Origin of the sequence: Kitasatospora sp. NPDC048545 (genome assembly GCF_040651155.1) — a bacterium.
Classification (GTDB): domain Bacteria; phylum Actinomycetota; class Actinomycetes; order Streptomycetales; family Streptomycetaceae; genus Kitasatospora.
In genome coordinates this window covers 125,829-140,297 of sequence record NZ_JBEZIQ010000002.1, presented here as the reverse complement: position 1 = coordinate 140,297, position 14,469 = coordinate 125,829, and the positions used below count along the sequence as shown (strand labels likewise).

Here is a 14,469-nt window from a genome sequence, read left to right as displayed (position 1 = left end):
CGGTATCACCGGACTCACCATCCTCGGGATCACGATTGCGGCCCGGTCTACCTTGCCCAGTCTGCTACGGAGCATGCGGGGGCGCTTCGCAAAAATCGTGTGAACGTTCGTTTCTGCAGGTCAGGGGCATGGCGAACGGGTGATGTAGGGGAGTTCGGCAGGCTGTGCGCGGGCGCTCACCCGGGGTGCGTGACCCCGGCACATGCCCGGGTCACCGGAGGCCGGCGCCCGCCGCGCCCGGCCGCCCGAGCAGCGCCAGCCGGGCCGGGACGACGTCCAGGACCGGGCCCGGCAGGGCGTAGTTCAACCGCAGCGAACCGTGGCCGCCGGGGCCGAAGTCGGTACCGTCGGAGGCCTCCAGGCCGCAGCGCTCCAGCAGCGCCCGGCGGGCGGCCGGAACCGGCAGCCCGAGGGCGGCGGCGTCCAGCCAGAGCAGGTAGGACGCCTGCGGGGCCGAGCGGACGGCCGGCCCGAGCACGCCGGTGAGCCGGGTACGGGCGGCGGCGAGGTAGGCGAGCAGCGCGTCCAGCCACGGGCCGCCCTCGCACAGCGCCGCCCGCTGCACGGTCTGCTCCAACAGGCCGCCCTCCCACAGGCCGTAGCCGGCCAGGGCGTCCGCGAACCGGGCGCGCAGCGCGGGGTCCGGGACCAGGGCGAAACTGCTGGGGATCCCCGAACAGTTGAAGGTCTTGCCGACCGAGTTGAGCGTGACGGCGAGGTGCCGGTGCGCCGGGTCGACGGTGGCGACGGCGACCGGGTGGACGTGACCGGGATGGGTGAGGTCGCCGTGCACCTCGTCCGAGACCAGCAGCGCGCCCGCCTCCGCGGCCCGACCGGCCAGGGCGCGCAGCTGGTCGGCGGGCCAGACCCGGGCGGACGGGTTGTGCGGGCTGCTGAGCAGGACGGCGGCGGCGGGGCCGGGGAACGGCCCGGGCGGGAGTCGCGGGCCGTCCGGGCCGGCGGCCAGGGGCAGCTCCCGGTACCCGATGCGCGCCGCGCGGCAGAGCTGGGCGAAGCCGCCCCACTCGGGTGTCGGGAACAGGACGGGCGCCGGCGTCCCCCCGGCGTCCGGCCGTTCGGCCCCCCGCACGACGGTCTCCAGCAGGACGCGCAGGGCGGTGCGGGGGCCGCAGGGCAACAGCAGGACCCAGTCCGGATCGACTTCGACGCCGTGCCGGGCGCGGTACCAGTCGGCCACCAGCGAGCGGCCGGCCGGATCGCACACCGTGTAGCCGTACGCGCGGTGGCCGGCGCGTCGGCGCAGGGCCTCGGCGATGGCGGGCGGGCCGGGGAGGTCCATGTCGGCGAGGCCCATCGGGATCACCCCGGGGACGCCATCCGTGCGGGCCCACTTGCTGCTTCCCGTGCCGGTGCGGTCGAAGGGGGCGTCGAAGCCGAAGTCCGGGGCGAAGTCGGAGCCGGTGGGGCCGGAGCCCGGGGAGCCGGTGGGGCCGGTGGGCGTGTCGGGTGTGGCGTGCGTCGGGGTCATGGCGGGCCTCCGGTGCGTCGGGACGCTCCGGCCACGCTAGCCCCGGTGGGGCCGTCGCGTCCCACGGTTCGGGCACGGGTGGGCGGATCACCCGGCGGCCCGTAGGCTGCCCGGCGGCTCGCGGCCCCGGAGGCGCGCGGGCGCACACACGGGGACGTACGGGGCCGGACGGGAACGTACGCGGACGCACGGGGAGAGGGGCGGCGGGATGGCGGCGACGGCACGGGGGGCGGTCGGTGAGCAGGAGGAACAGGGCGAGGAGTTCACGCTGTTCGTGGCGCGGCGGGTGGAGCCGGGCTTCGAGGAGGCCTTCGAACTGTGGGCGAAGAACATCCTCGCCGCGGCCACGGAGCACGCGGGCAACCTCGGCACCGGTCTGCTCCGCCCGTCCGGGCCGGACGACCCCTGGCACCTGCTGCTGCACTTCCGCGACGCCGAGGCCTTCCGCTCCTGGCAGACCTCCCCCGTGCGGGCGGCCTGCTTCGCCAGGGCGGACGGCCACCACCACGAGGTCCACCGGCACGAGATCCACGGGATGGAGGGCTGGTTCGCCACCACCCCGGGTGCCGCACAGCGCCGCCCGCCGGTGCGCTGGAAGATGGCGGTGGCCTCGACCGTCGCCATCGCGCCCCTGGTCGTGGTCTCCGCGGTCGTGCTCGGGCCGCACCTGACGGGCCTGCCGGTGGCCGTCCGGCCGCTGGTCACCGCGCCGCTGATCAGCGTACTGATGACGTACGCGGCGCTCCCGGTGGTGACGCGGGCGCTGCGGCGGTGGCTGTTCCGGGACGCGAAGGGCTGAGGTGCCGGGCCGCCGACGGGTGGCGGAGGCTCGGTGACGCGGGCGACGGCGGCCGCGAACGGACACTGGCGAACAGGTGACAGCTGACAGATTTCGAAATCTGTCAGCTGTCATCTGGTTCGCTGAAAGTCGTCGGCTGACTCCGTCATCCGTCAGCCGTGCCCCTCCGTCGCGCCGCCCGCCAGGTACGCCGCCAGCCCGCGCCGCCCCCGGCGCATCATCACCGCGTGGTTGGCCCGGAACACCGGGTGCAGCGGCAGGGCCAGGCGGCGCAGCAGCGCCTTCCCCGGCCGGGTGTTCTCCTCGAACAGCACCCGGGTGCCCGCCCGTTCCTCACCCGCACCCCCGCCGGCCGGGACCTCCGGGGCCTCCGGGACGACGGTGAACCGCGACCAGCCGTCGAGGTCACCCCGCATCGCGACCTCCAGCACCCCGGTCGCCGGGTCGCGTCGACGTGTCTCCAGGCCGATCACCAGCCGGTACGGCAGCAGGGCGCGCACCACCACCTCCCCGGAATCCTCCCCGGTCCGCCGGGCGTCGAGGATCTCGGGCCACCAGCGGGGGTAGTTCCCGATGTCCTCCAGCGCCGCGAACACGGCCGGTGCCGGTGCCGCGAGCCGCCAAACGCCCTGGAAACGGTAGTGGTTGGGGTCCACGGCCCCACCCTAGCCCCGCGTCGGGCCTCCCGGACCCGTTCCGGCCCGTACCGCGACCCCGCCCCGGCTCGCACCGCCACCCCCGGCGTCGCCGCTACTCCGGTTCGGCCAGGGTGAAGGCGGTGTTGACCAGCGCCACGTGGCTGAACGCCTGTGGCGTGTTGCCGAGTTGGCGGCGGGCGTACGGGTCCCACTCCTCGGAGAGCAGCCCGAGGTCGTTGGCGAGCCCGACCACCCGTGCGAACAGGGCGCGTGCCTCGTCCGTCCGCCCGGTCGCGGCGAGCGCGTCGGCGAGCCAGAACGAGCAGGCCAGGAAGGCGCCTTCGCCGCCCGGCAGCCCGTCGCCGTTTGTCCCGGCCCGGTAGCGGCGCACCAGCCCGCCGTGGTCGAGCCCGTCCCGGACGGCGTCCACGGTGCGCACGACCCGGGGGTCGTCCGGCGGCAGGAAGCCGCTCTTGACCACGAACAGGGTGGCCGCGTCCAGCCCCCGCCCGCCGTAGTGCTGGACGAACACGCCGCGTTGCCGGTCGTAGCCGTTCTCGCAGACGTCGGCGTGGACGGCGTCGCGCAGCGCCCGCCAGCGGTCGACCGGCGCGGGCAGTCCGGTGGTCTCGGCGAGCCGTACGGCGCGGTCGGCGGCCACCCAGCACATCACCTTGGAGTGGACGAAGTGCCGCCGTCCGCCGCGCACTTCCCACAGTCCTTCGTCCGGCTCGCGCCAGTGCTGTTCGAGGTGGTCCATCAGCGAGCGCAGCAGCGTCCAGACGTGCCGCTCCATCGGCAGTCCCGCCAGCAGTGCGAGGTGGAGGGTGTCCACCACCTCGCCGTAGACGTCGAGTTGGAGCTGGTCGACGGCGGCGTTGCCGAAGCGGACCGGCCGCGAGCCCTCGTAGCCCGGCAGCCAGCCGGCGGTGGTCTCGCCGAGCACCCGCTCCCCGGCGACCCCGTACACGGCCTGGACGTGGCGGGGACCTCCGGCGATGGCGCGCAGCAGCCAGCGGCACCAGGCGGCGGCCTCCTCCCGGAACCCCCCGCGCAGCAAGGCGGAGAGTGTCATCGAGGAGTCGCGCAGCCAGCAGAAGCGGTAGTCCCAGTTGCGCGTGCCGCCGATCCGCTCCGGCAGGGAGGAGGTGGCGGCCGCGACGATCCCGCCGGTGGGGGCGTAGGCGAGCGCCTTGAGGGTGAGCAGCGACCGCAGGACGGCGCTGCGCCACTCGCCCCGGTACCGGCAGCCGGACGCCCAGCGCTGCCACCGGTCGAGCGTGGCGAGCAGCGCCTGTTCGGGGTCGGTGCGCGGGGCGGAGGCCAGGTGGGAGGGCTGCCAGGTGAGGACGAACGGGACGCGCAGTCCGGCGGTGACGGTGAACTCGGAGACGGTGACGCCGTCCAGTCCGTAGGTGTGGACCCCCGGGGGCACCCGCAGCCAGGCGGAGTCGGGTCCGGCGACGGCGACCCGGTGGTGCCCGGTGCGCCGGACCCACGGGTCGATCCGGCCGTAGTTGAAGCGCAGTCGCAGGCCGCCGCGCATCGGGACGGTGCCGTCGAGGCCCTCGACGATCCGGATCAGCTGGGGGTCGCGCTGCCCGCCCCGGCCGCGCTGCGGCATGAAGTCCGTGATCCGCACCCGTCCGTCGGGGGCCTGCCACTCGCTCTCCAGGACGAGGGTGTCGCCCCGGTAGCGGCGGGCGTGGCACTCGGCGGCGCCGGCCGGGGCGATCCGCCAGGAGCCGTGGTCCCGGTCGCCGAGCAGTCCGGCGAAGCAGCTGGGGGAGTCGAAGCGGGGCAGGCAGAGCCAGTCGACCGATCCGTCCCGGCCAACGAGGGCGGCGGTCTGCAGGTCGCCGATGAGGGCGTAGTCCTCGATGCCTCCGGTCATCACGCCCATTGTGGGACGCATCCCCGGTACCCCGCACCGCAGGAGGGGGTGCCGGGGAGGCCCGGAGGCCCCGGGAGCCGGGCACTCCGCTTGCACCCGTTCGGGGTGCGGAGGAGGATCTTCTGTGCTTGTAGTCTCAGCTGTCACAGCAGTGCCCCCGTGGCACTGCCTCCCCGCAACCGGAGTGAAGGAGTCACAGGCATGCGGCGACCGAGCTGGGTACCGGAGGGTACGGACCTGGACAAACCGAACGCCGCGCGGGTCTACGACTACTACCTCGGGGGCTCGCACAACTTCGAGGTCGACCGGGAGATGGCCCGCAAGGCGCTGGCGCTGTGGCCGGAGCTGCCGCAGATCATGCGCTCCAACCGCGCCTTCCTGCGCCGCGCGGTGACCTTCCTCGCCGAGCAGGGCGTCACCCGCTTCCTCGACATCGGCTCCGGGATCCCGACCTTCGGTGCGGTGCACGAGATCGCCCGCGCGATCCGGCCGGAGGCGAAGGTCGTGTACGTGGACCGCGACCCGGTCGCCGTCGCACACAGCCGCCTGCTGCTCCAGGACGACCGGGCCAGCGCCGTCGTCCAGGCCGACCTGCGAGACGTCGACGACCTGCTGGCCCGCCCCGAGGTGGCCGAGCTGCTGGCGGAGGGCGAGCCGGTGGCCGTGCTGCTGGTGGCCGTCGCGCACTTCGTGAGCGACGACGAGGACCCGTGGAAGCTGGTCGGCGTGATCCGCGACGCCCTCCCGCCCGGCAGCGCGCTGGTGCTCTCGCACGCTTCCCTGGAGGGCCGCCCGGACCAGGCGGAGGACCACCAGAAGCTCTACCGGATGACGCCGACCCCGCTGACCATGCGCACCCGTGAGCAGATCGCCGCGATGTTCGCCGGCTTCGAGCTGGTCGAGCCGGGCGTGGTCTACCTTCCGCAGTGGCGCCCCGATCAGCCGGAGTCGGTCGGCGAGCACCCCGAGCGGATGACCGGGGTGGCGGGCGTGGGGTTCCGCCCTTGAGCGGACGCGACGGACGACGCACCGACGGCCGCCCGCCCCGCGCGGCGGCCGCCGGGAGCAGACCGCTGGGCACGGGCCGGCGCGCGGCACCGACCGCGCCCGACACGCCCCGGCCGGACGGCGCCTTCCGGACGGCGGTCAGGCCCCGGCCGGACGGCGCCTCGCGGCCGGACGGCGGACCCGGGGCGCGCCGATGAACACCGTCCCGGCACCCGGCGGCGCCGACCGGTTCCACGAGGACTGGGCCCGGCTGCTCTCGGCCGACCACGGCATCGCCGTCCACCCCGACCTGCTCAACCGGCTGGTCGCCCGCACCGCCGCGCTGCTGCACCGCGCCCAGGAGGGTGAGCCCTTCGAGCCGCGGCTGGCCACCCAGGCCGGGGCCGAACTGGTCGACGCGCACTTCACCGACCCGGTGCTGCTGGCCCGGGCCGTCGAACTGCTCCAGGTGCAGCGGCTCGGGGACGGCCGCGGCCCTGTCCTGACCGGCGCCTTCGCGGCCGGCTGGGCCGCCGCGCTGCGCGAGCGCACGCTGCGCGAGCAGGAGGCGATCCGCACCGCCGCCGACACTGCCCGCAAGGAGGCCGAACGGGCGCTGCGCGCCTCCGAGGCCCGGTTCCGCGCACTGTTCGAGAGCGCCGCGATCGGCATCGGCATCGGCGACACCGACGGCAACATCATGGCCGTCAACAAGGCGCTGCAGGAGCTGTTCGGCGCGGGCCCCGCGGACATGATCGGCCGCCGGGTGGGCGACCTCGTGCACCCCGAGGACACCCCGGGCGTGTGGGAGGCGTACGAGGAGCTGATCAGCGGCAAGCGCGAGTACTTCCAGTTCGACAAGCCGTACTACCGCCAGGACGGCGAGGTGGTCTGGACCCACCTGACCGTCTCGCTGATCCGCGACGACGACGGCACCCCGCAGTACCAGGTGGCGATGCTGGAGGACGTCACCGACCGCTACCGGCTCCAGGAGCGGCTGCGCCACCAGGCGACCCACGACCCGCTGACCGGGCTGCCCAACCGCGCGGCCTTCTTCGAGCGGCTGGAGAAGCTGTTCGCGGACCCGGAGCCGGGTGCCCGCTTCGGCCTCTGCTACGTCGACCTCGACGGCTTCAAGGTGGTCAACGACAGCCTCGGCCACGACATGGGCGACCAGCTGCTGTCCGCGGTCGCCGCCCGGCTGAAGGCCGCCCTGACGCCGCTCGGCCACCTGGTGGCCAGGCTCGGCGGCGACGAGTTCGTCGTCCTGCTGGAGAAGTGCCGGGGCGAGCAGGAGGCGGTGGCCGCCGCGAAGTCCGTGCTCAAGGCGCTGGCCGGGCCGGTGCTGATCGGTGACCACAAGCTCGCCGTGGGGGCCAGCGTCGGCGTGCTGGAGCGGCGGGTGTCCACCACGACCCCGGGCGCCGCCGTCCGCGCCGCCGACCTCACGCTGTACCGCGCCAAGGAGGCCGGCCGCGGCCGCTGGACGCTGTTCGACCCCAAGGAGAACGCCCGCGCGGTCAGCCGCTACGCGGTGTCGGTGCGGATGCCCGCCGCCCTCGACCGCGGCGAGTTCTTCATCGACTACCAGCCGCTGTACCGCCTCGCCGACGGCCGGCTGGCCGCCGTGGAGGCGCTGGTGCGCTGGCGTCATCCGCAGCTCGGCGTGCTCGGCCCGGACGAGTTCGTCACCACCGCCGAGGAGACCGGGCTGATCATGCCGCTCGGCCGCTGGGTGCTGGAGCAGGCGTGCGGTCAGGCCGCGGACTGGATCAAGCGGTTCGGCGACGCGGCGCCGCAGCTCAACGTCAACCTGGCGGTCCGTCAGGCCCGCAGCGCCGGGCTGGTGTCCGACCTCGCCCGGATCCTGGACGGCACCGGACTCGACCCCGCCCGGCTGCAGTTGGAGATCACCGAGTCGACCGTGGTCGGGCCCGAGGACGAGGCGCTGCGCACCCTGCACGGGCTGGTCGACCTCGGGGTGTCGCTGGCCGTCGACGATTTCGGCACCGGCTGGTCCAACCTGGCCTACCTGCGCGACCTGCCGGTCTCCGGCCTGAAGATCGCCGGGTCCTTCGTGGGCGACCTGCACGAACCGGGGAAGGACGAGTCCACCGGGTGGCGGATCGTCAGCGGGCTGGTGTCGATGGCGCACGCGCTCGGGCTGAACGTGACCGCCGAGGGCGTGGAGACCGCCAGGGACGCCGAGCGGCTGCGGACCATCGGCTGCGACTGGGCGCAGGGCTGGCACTTCGGCCGCCCGGTGCGGCCGAACGAGATCGCCCGGCGGATCGTGGAGGAGCCGAAGGGTCGCCCGGTCGAGGGCTGAGGTCCTCCTGGCCCTGCCGCGGACCCGCCTGGATCACCCAGGCCTTCCCGTGGCCTTCCCGTGGCCTTCCTGGGCCCCGGGCGACCCCGGGTGGCCCCGAGTTCCCGATCCCCGGGGCGTCTGCGGCGGCCCGGGTGGGCCGCCCCGGCCTCCAGGCGCCCGAACGCGACGGCGCTCGGCAGTCCCGTCGGGGCGCCATACCGCCAGAATTTCACTGAGTGTCATCAAAAGTAGCGACATAAGCGGGCAGAAGCCCCTTGACGTGACTGTCAGTACTGGCGGAGGATGGGGTCCTGGCCACCTTTCACTCGAGGGTGTGGGAGGAGCATTCGGCCAGTTCGTACGATCGGCGCCTCCGGGCGCCGGGAGCACCGCGGCGGTGCGCACCCCCTTCGGCCGTCACAGCGCTCTCCATCGTCAGCCCTTGGGTTCCGCCCCCGGGCTTCCCCACCGGGCTCGACCCGCGCGTATCCGCCCGCACCGGTCGCCCGTTCACCGGCCAGCAGGGGCCGCGCCGCCGGCGCCCGCCCGCCGCCTCCCTCCGAGAGGCCGCTCAGATGAGCATTCTCATGCCCTCCAACGCAGACTTCCGCCCTGCCCGGAGCCCCGGCTCCGAGCCCGATCAGACCGGCCCGGGCTGCCGGGCACCCGACGCCCCGCCCGACGGGTCGACCGGCGCCCCGGCGGACGCCGAAGCCGACGGGCCACCCGGCCACTCACCGGAGGCGGCCGTCCGCCCGGCTCCTTCCCCGGCCGCGGCCCCCGCGCCGGCCGCCGCCTCCGCCGCCCCGGCCGTTCCCTCCGCCGCGCCGACCGTCCCAGCCGTCGCGCCGACCGCCCTCCCCGCCGCGCCCGCGCCCGCCCCCTCGGTCGACGGCCGGGCCGCGCAGGGCCACCCGAACCGGCGCGCCGACGACCAGAAGCGGCGGGCCGAGGACCGCATCGGCCGCCGCCGTACGGACCGCCCGATGCGCCGCGCCGGTGACGGCGTCGTCACCACCCACACGGTCAGCCTGGTGATCCCGGCCCACAACGAGGCCCGCAACATCCCCTGGGTGTTCGAACAGATCCCCCGCTGCGTCGACGAGGTCATCCTGGTCGACGGCGCGTCCAGCGACGCCACCCTCCCGATGGCCCAGTACTGCCTGCCGACGGTCCGCAGCGTCCAGCAGCGCGGCGCCGGCAAGGGCAACGCCCTGCGCACCGGGTTCGCCGCCGCCACCGGCGAGTACATCGTCATGATGGACGCCGACGGCTCCATGTGGCCCGGCGAGATCCCGCACTTCCTGCACTTCCTGGACAACGGGTTCGACTTCGTCAAGGGCTCGCGCTGCATCGCCGGCGGCGGCTCGCTCGACTTCACCCGGATCCGCTCGCTCGGCAACCGGGCCCTGCTCGCCGTCGTCAACAGACTGTACGACGCGCGCCTCACCGACCTGTGCTACGGCTACTGCGCCTTCCGCCGCTCCTTCCTGGACGCGCTCGACCTGCGCTCGACCGGCTTCGAGATCGAGGCCGAGATGACCGCGCACGCGCTGCGCTCCGGGCTGCGGATCGCCGAAGTGCCGAGCCTGGAACTCCCCCGCCGCAGCGGTCGCTCGCACCTCCACGCCGTCTCCGACGGCCGCCGGGTGCTGAGGACCCTGATCGCCGAGCGCCCCGGCGCCCGGTCCCCGGCGAACGCCCCCGCGGGGGAGCACTGATGAATGGCACCGACCGGCGCACCGCAGCAGCCTGCCCGCGCCCCGCCGCTCGAAACTCGCTCCACACCCCCGTTCGCGTCGTCGACCTGGACCTGGACGAACCGAGCGGGCTGCGCTCGCCCGGCGGTCTCGGTGCTGCCGCCCCGGACGGACGCGTGTTGGCGTTGGTGCGGCTGCACGGACACCCGCTCGGGCTGGTCACGGCCACCGGGGCAGCCGGCCAGAGCGCCGCGTTGCGTCGGGCGCTGGTCGACGCCGCTCACCGGGAACTTCGCGTTCCCGCCCTGTCCACCGCGACACCCGCGGCGCGTCCCGGTCGGGTCGGTCGCGCCCGGGTGCCCGCGGACCCGGTCACGGTCAGCGTGGTCGTCGCCACTCACAACCGGGCGGGCCTGCTGCGACCCTGCCTCGACTCCCTGCTGCGGAACGGCTATCCGCGGTTCGAGGTCATCGTCGTGGACAACGCCCCTGCCGACGACACCGCCGAACGCCTGGTCCGGGACCGGTACCGGGGCCGGGTCCGCTACCTGCGCGAGCCGGTGGCGGGCCTGGCCCGGGCCCACAACACGGGGCTCGCCGCCGCCCGCGGCGAGATCACCGCCTTCACCGACGACGACACCCTCGCCGACCCCGGCTGGATCGCCGCCCTCGCCCAGACCTTCGCCGAGGACGGGCGGATCGGGTGCGTCACCGGCCTGATCCTGCCCGCCGAGCTCGACACCCCGGCCCAGGCCGCCCTCGAATGCCACGGCGGCTTCGCCAAGGGCTTCGCCGCCCGGACCTGGACCCTCGCCGACGGGCCCGCCGACCCGCTCTTCCCCTTCGCCGCAGGCCGGTTCGGGTCCGGCGCCAACATGGCCTTCCGCACCGCCCCGCTGCGCGCCCTCGGCGGCTTCGACCCCGCCACCGGCACCGGCACCCCCGCCCGCGGCGGCGACGACCTGCTCTCCTTCTTCCGCATCCTGGTCGCCGGCCACGCCCTCGCCTACGCGCCGGACGCCATCGTCTGGCACCGCCACCGGCGCACCATGGATGCCGTTCCCGCCCAGGCCTTCGGCTACGGCGCCGGCTTCGGCGCCTACCTCGCCGCCGCCCTGCACCACGAACCCGCCATGCTGCCCGCCCTGTTGCGCCGCCTCCCCAGCGGCATCCGGTACGCGGTCCGCCGCGCACGCACCCGGCCGGACCCGGGCGCGGCGGGCCGCCGCCCCGGCAGGCGCCTGGCCCGGCTCGAACTCCAGGGCCTGGTCTACGGGCCGCTCGGCTACGCGCGCAGCCTGCGCAGTGCCCGGGCCGCGAGCCGGACGGCGGGGTGAACGGCCCGTGTCCGCGCGCGCCGTGCCCGCCGTCGTGCCCGCCGGAGGCCGTCCCGCGTGCTCCTGCCCGCTGCCGCTGCCCTGCGAGTGCTCGTACCCGGCCCTGGTGCGGGCCCGGCTGCGCGCCGCGACGGCCGGTGAGCCGCTGCTGCGCAACGGGCACGTACTGACCGCCAGTTCGGTCCTCACGGCGGGGTTCGGCGCGGTCTTCTGGATGCTCGCCACCCGCTGGTACGGCGCGGAGTTCGTCGGGCTCAGCTACGCCGTGCTCACGGCCGCGGCGCTGATCTCCGAGATCGGCCAACTCAACCTCGCCGACGTGCTGATCCGCTTCGTGCCCGCGGCCGGCCCGGGCACCCGGACCCTGCTGATCCGCTGCTACCTGATCGCCACGGCCGCCAACGTGGTGGTCGGGAGCCTCTTCCTCGTCCTCGTCCCGGTGGTCGCACCGGACCTCGGCTTCCTGCGCAGCCCGCCGGTCGCCCTCGCCTTCCTCGCGATGACCGCCGGCTACACGCTCTTCGTCCTCCAGGACGGTGCGCTGACCGGCCTGCGCCGGCCGGGCTGGGTGCTCGGCGAGAACGCCCTGTTCGCCGTCGTGAAGATCGTGCTGCTGGCCGGCCTGGCGGGCTGGGCGCTGCACGCCGGGATCCTGATCTCCTGGGCCGGAGCCCTGCTGGTCGCCCTGGTCACCGCCAACACGCTGCTCTTCCGCCGGATCCTGCCCGCCCGGGCCCCCGGCCGCAGCGCCGCGAGCGCCGTCCCGCGGCTCGCCCGCTACGCCACCGCGGACTACCTCGGCGCCCTGCTGCGGCTGACCGCGGCGACCGTCGTCCCGCTGGTCGTCCTGGACACCCTCGGGCCGGAGCAGATCGCTTACTACTCGCTCGCCTGGGTGATCGCCTACACCTTCTACCTCGTCGCGCTCAACATGGGCAGTTCGCTCATCGTCGAGTCCGCCGGGGCGCCCGGCCGGCTGGCCGAGCACGGCCGCCGGGTGCTGCGGCACGCCGGGGCCCTGGTCGCGGCCGGCGTGCTCGTCACCGTCGTGGCCGCGCCATGGCTGCTGTCGCTGTTCGGCTCCGGCTACGCCGAACACGGCACCGCCCTGCTGCGGCTCCTGGCCCTGTCCGCCGTGCCGCACCTGGTGCTCAGCGTCGCCGTCGACACCGCCCGGGCCCGGCAGCGACTGGGCCCGATCATCGCCCTGCAGGGGGCCTACTGCGTCCTCGTGCTCGGTCTGACGGTCTGGCTGCTGCCGCTGTTCGGCCTCGTCGGTGTCGGTCTGGCCTGGCTGATCGCCGCCACCGTCCTCGCCGTGCCGCTGCTGTGCGCCCTGCCGCGGTGGCTCCCGACAACCGAACGGAGTCGGCCGTGAACACCCCGGGCCTGTCCGTCATCGTGTGCGCCTACACGCTCGACCGCTGGGCCGACCTGTGCGAGGCGATCGACTCCCTGCGCGCCCAGCGGCAACCGCCCGAGGAGGTCGTACTGGTCGTCGACCACTGCCCGGACCTCGCCCGCCGGGCCGCGGCGGCGTTCCCCGACGTGCGGGTCCTCACCAACCGGGAGCGGCGCGGCCTGTCCGGCGCGCGCAACACCGGGGTGCGCGCCGCCCGCCACGAGGTGGTCGCCTTCCTCGACGACGACGCGGCCGCCGAACCCGACTGGACGGTCCGCCTGTGCGCGCCCTACCGGGACCCGGACGTGTACGGCGTCGGCGGCCTGGTGGTGGCCCGCTGGGAGGCCGGCACCCGGCCGGACTGGTTCCCGCCCGAGTTCGACTGGGTGGTCGGCTGCTCCTACCGCGGGCTGCCCGTCCACCGCAGCCCGGTGCGGAACTTCATCGGCGCGAACATGTCCTTCCGCCGCCGCGAGGCGCTCGCCGTCGGCGGCTTCCGCACCGACCTGGGCCGCGTCGGCACCCGCCCCCTCGGCTGCGAGGAGACCGAGTTCTGCCTCCGCCTCGCCGAGCGCCACCCCCGGGCCGTGCTGCTGCACGAACCGGCCGCCGTCGTCCACCACCACGTGCCGCCGGGCCGGGCCGCCTTCGCCTACTTCCGTTCCCGCTGCTACGCCGAGGGCTGGTCCAAGGCCGCGGTGGCCCGCCACCGCGGGGCCGGCGCCGCCCTCGCCAGCGAACGGAGCTACCTGCGTTCGACCGTGCCGCGCGCGCTCGGCGGCTGCCTGCGCCCCGGCGGCGGCGGACCGCGACGCGCGGGCGCACTGGTCGCCGGAGTGGCGCTCACCGTGGCCGGGTACGCGCTCGGCCGCGTCCGGGCACTCGTGCCGCGGTCCGGCGGGTCCGGGTCCGGTGGGGCCGGGACGGCTGCGCCCGGCACGGCACCCCGGGCCGGGCGCGCCCCCTCGGCCGTGCCGTCCGGGTCCACCGCCTCGGCCGTGACGTCGGCGTCCGCCGTGCGGGCCGTGCCGTCCGGATCCGCCGCGCCGGCCGCCGACGAGGTGCCGGGACGGCCCGGAGGCGGGCCGTGACACCGGTCGTCCCGGTGCTCCTGTACCACTCGGTCAGCGACGACCCGCCCGAGTGGATCGCCCCGTTCGCCGTCACGCCGAGGGTCTTCACCGAGCACCTCGACCGGCTCGCCGCGGCCGGCCGGATGGTGGTCCCGCTGCACCGCCTGGTCACCGCCCTGCGCGGCGGACCGGCGATGCCCGACCACTGCGCGGTGCTCACCTTCGACGACGGCTTCGCTGACTTCTACTGGACCGTGGCCCCCCTGCTCGGCGAACGCGACCTGCCCGCCACCCTGTTCGTCACGACCGGGGCCCTGCACACCCCCGGCCACTCCGCCGAGGGCAGCCTGCTGCCGCCCGCCGAGATGCTCAGCTGGCGCCAGCTCGCCAACCTCGACGCGCTCGGCATCGAGATCGGCGGACACTCCCGCACCCACCCCCAGCTCGACACCGTCTCCCGGCGGCGGCTGCGCGAGGAGGTGGGGGGCTGCAAGGAGCAGTTGGAGGACCTGCTGGGCCACTCGGCCCACTCCTTCGCCTACCCGCACGGCTACTCCAGCCCGGCCGTGCGCCACTGCGTCCAGGAGGCCGGCTGGACCAGCGCCTGCGCCGTCGCCGACGCCTTCAGCTCCTCGGCCGACGAACCGCTGCGGATCGCCCGGCTGATGGTGCGCCGGGACACCCCGCGCCGGCTGTTCGGCCAGTGGGTCGAGGGCACCGGCGCACCGGTCTCCCCGTTCCCGGAACGCCTGCGCACCAAGGGCTGGCGCGCCTACCGTCGGCTGCGGGCCGGCCTCGGCAGCCCGGCCGGCGGGCCGCCCGCCGGTCCCTGACCCGCC

11 protein-coding genes are annotated in these 14,469 nt (G+C 75.3%); 8 read left to right on the top strand and 3 right to left on the bottom strand.

Annotated features, from left to right (window positions below; genetic code table 11):
* Positions 1–211: 211 nt before the first annotated feature.
* The gene (locus tag AB0D10_RS02685; protein WP_360250030.1) at positions 212–1,489 is read right to left on the bottom strand and encodes an aminotransferase class I/II-fold pyridoxal phosphate-dependent enzyme; all 1,278 of its coding nucleotides are present in this window, start codon (positions 1,487–1,489) and stop codon (positions 212–214) included.
* Positions 1,490–1,697: 208 nt separating this feature from the next.
* Between AB0D10_RS02685 and AB0D10_RS02680 the strand changes: the two genes are divergently transcribed.
* The gene (locus tag AB0D10_RS02680) at positions 1,698–2,288 is read left to right on the top strand and encodes an antibiotic biosynthesis monooxygenase (RefSeq protein ID WP_360250028.1); all 591 of its coding nucleotides are present in this window, start codon (positions 1,698–1,700) and stop codon (positions 2,286–2,288) included.
* 152 nt (positions 2,289–2,440) lie between these two features.
* On the opposite strand, the gene AB0D10_RS02675 is transcribed toward AB0D10_RS02680, so the two are convergent.
* Together AB0D10_RS02675 and AB0D10_RS02670 are read right to left on the bottom strand one after the other, a co-directional pair.
* Positions 2,441–2,944 carry an SRPBCC family protein gene (locus AB0D10_RS02675; protein WP_360250025.1) on the bottom strand — a complete coding sequence of 168 codons (504 nt, stop codon included), beginning with the start codon at positions 2,942–2,944 and terminating at the stop codon, positions 2,441–2,443.
* 94 nt (positions 2,945–3,038) lie between these two features.
* Positions 3,039–4,820 carry a glycoside hydrolase family 15 protein gene (locus AB0D10_RS02670; RefSeq protein WP_360250022.1) on the bottom strand — a complete coding sequence of 594 codons (1,782 nt, stop codon included), beginning with the start codon at positions 4,818–4,820 and terminating at the stop codon, positions 3,039–3,041.
* Positions 4,821–5,021: 201 nt separating this feature from the next.
* On the opposite strand from AB0D10_RS02670, the gene AB0D10_RS02665 reads away from it, so the two are divergent.
* From AB0D10_RS02665 to AB0D10_RS02635, 7 genes are all read left to right on the top strand, one after another.
* Entirely contained in the window at positions 5,022–5,828 is an 807-nt protein-coding gene (locus AB0D10_RS02665) for an SAM-dependent methyltransferase (protein ID WP_360250019.1), read from the top strand.
* Positions 5,829–6,021: 193 nt separating this feature from the next.
* Positions 6,022–8,136, top strand: coding sequence for an EAL domain-containing protein (locus AB0D10_RS02660; RefSeq protein WP_360250016.1), 2,115 nt, complete (start codon positions 6,022–6,024; stop codon positions 8,134–8,136).
* A gap of 569 nt (positions 8,137–8,705) precedes the next feature.
* Complete coding sequence (locus AB0D10_RS02655) at positions 8,706–9,839, top strand: glycosyltransferase family 2 protein (RefSeq protein WP_360250013.1); 1,134 nt, start codon at positions 8,706–8,708, stop codon at positions 9,837–9,839.
* On the top strand, positions 9,839–11,155 hold the full coding sequence (locus AB0D10_RS02650) for a glycosyltransferase (protein ID WP_360250011.1): 1,317 nt from the start codon (positions 9,839–9,841) through the stop codon (positions 11,153–11,155). Before AB0D10_RS02655 ends, AB0D10_RS02650 begins: the two co-directional genes overlap by 1 nt.
* A 7-nt stretch (positions 11,156–11,162) precedes the next feature.
* Positions 11,163–12,533, top strand: a complete 1,371-nt coding sequence (locus tag AB0D10_RS02645; protein ID WP_360250009.1) for a hypothetical protein — start codon at positions 11,163–11,165, stop codon at positions 12,531–12,533.
* The gene (locus AB0D10_RS02640; protein WP_360250006.1) at positions 12,530–13,648 is read left to right on the top strand and encodes a glycosyltransferase family 2 protein; all 1,119 of its coding nucleotides are present in this window, start codon (positions 12,530–12,532) and stop codon (positions 13,646–13,648) included. The genes AB0D10_RS02645 and AB0D10_RS02640 overlap by 4 nt, the downstream gene beginning before the upstream one ends.
* On the top strand, positions 13,645–14,463 hold the full coding sequence (locus AB0D10_RS02635; RefSeq protein ID WP_360250003.1) for a polysaccharide deacetylase family protein: 819 nt from the start codon (positions 13,645–13,647) through the stop codon (positions 14,461–14,463). Before AB0D10_RS02640 ends, AB0D10_RS02635 begins: the two co-directional genes overlap by 4 nt.
* Positions 14,464–14,469 lie beyond the last annotated feature (6 nt).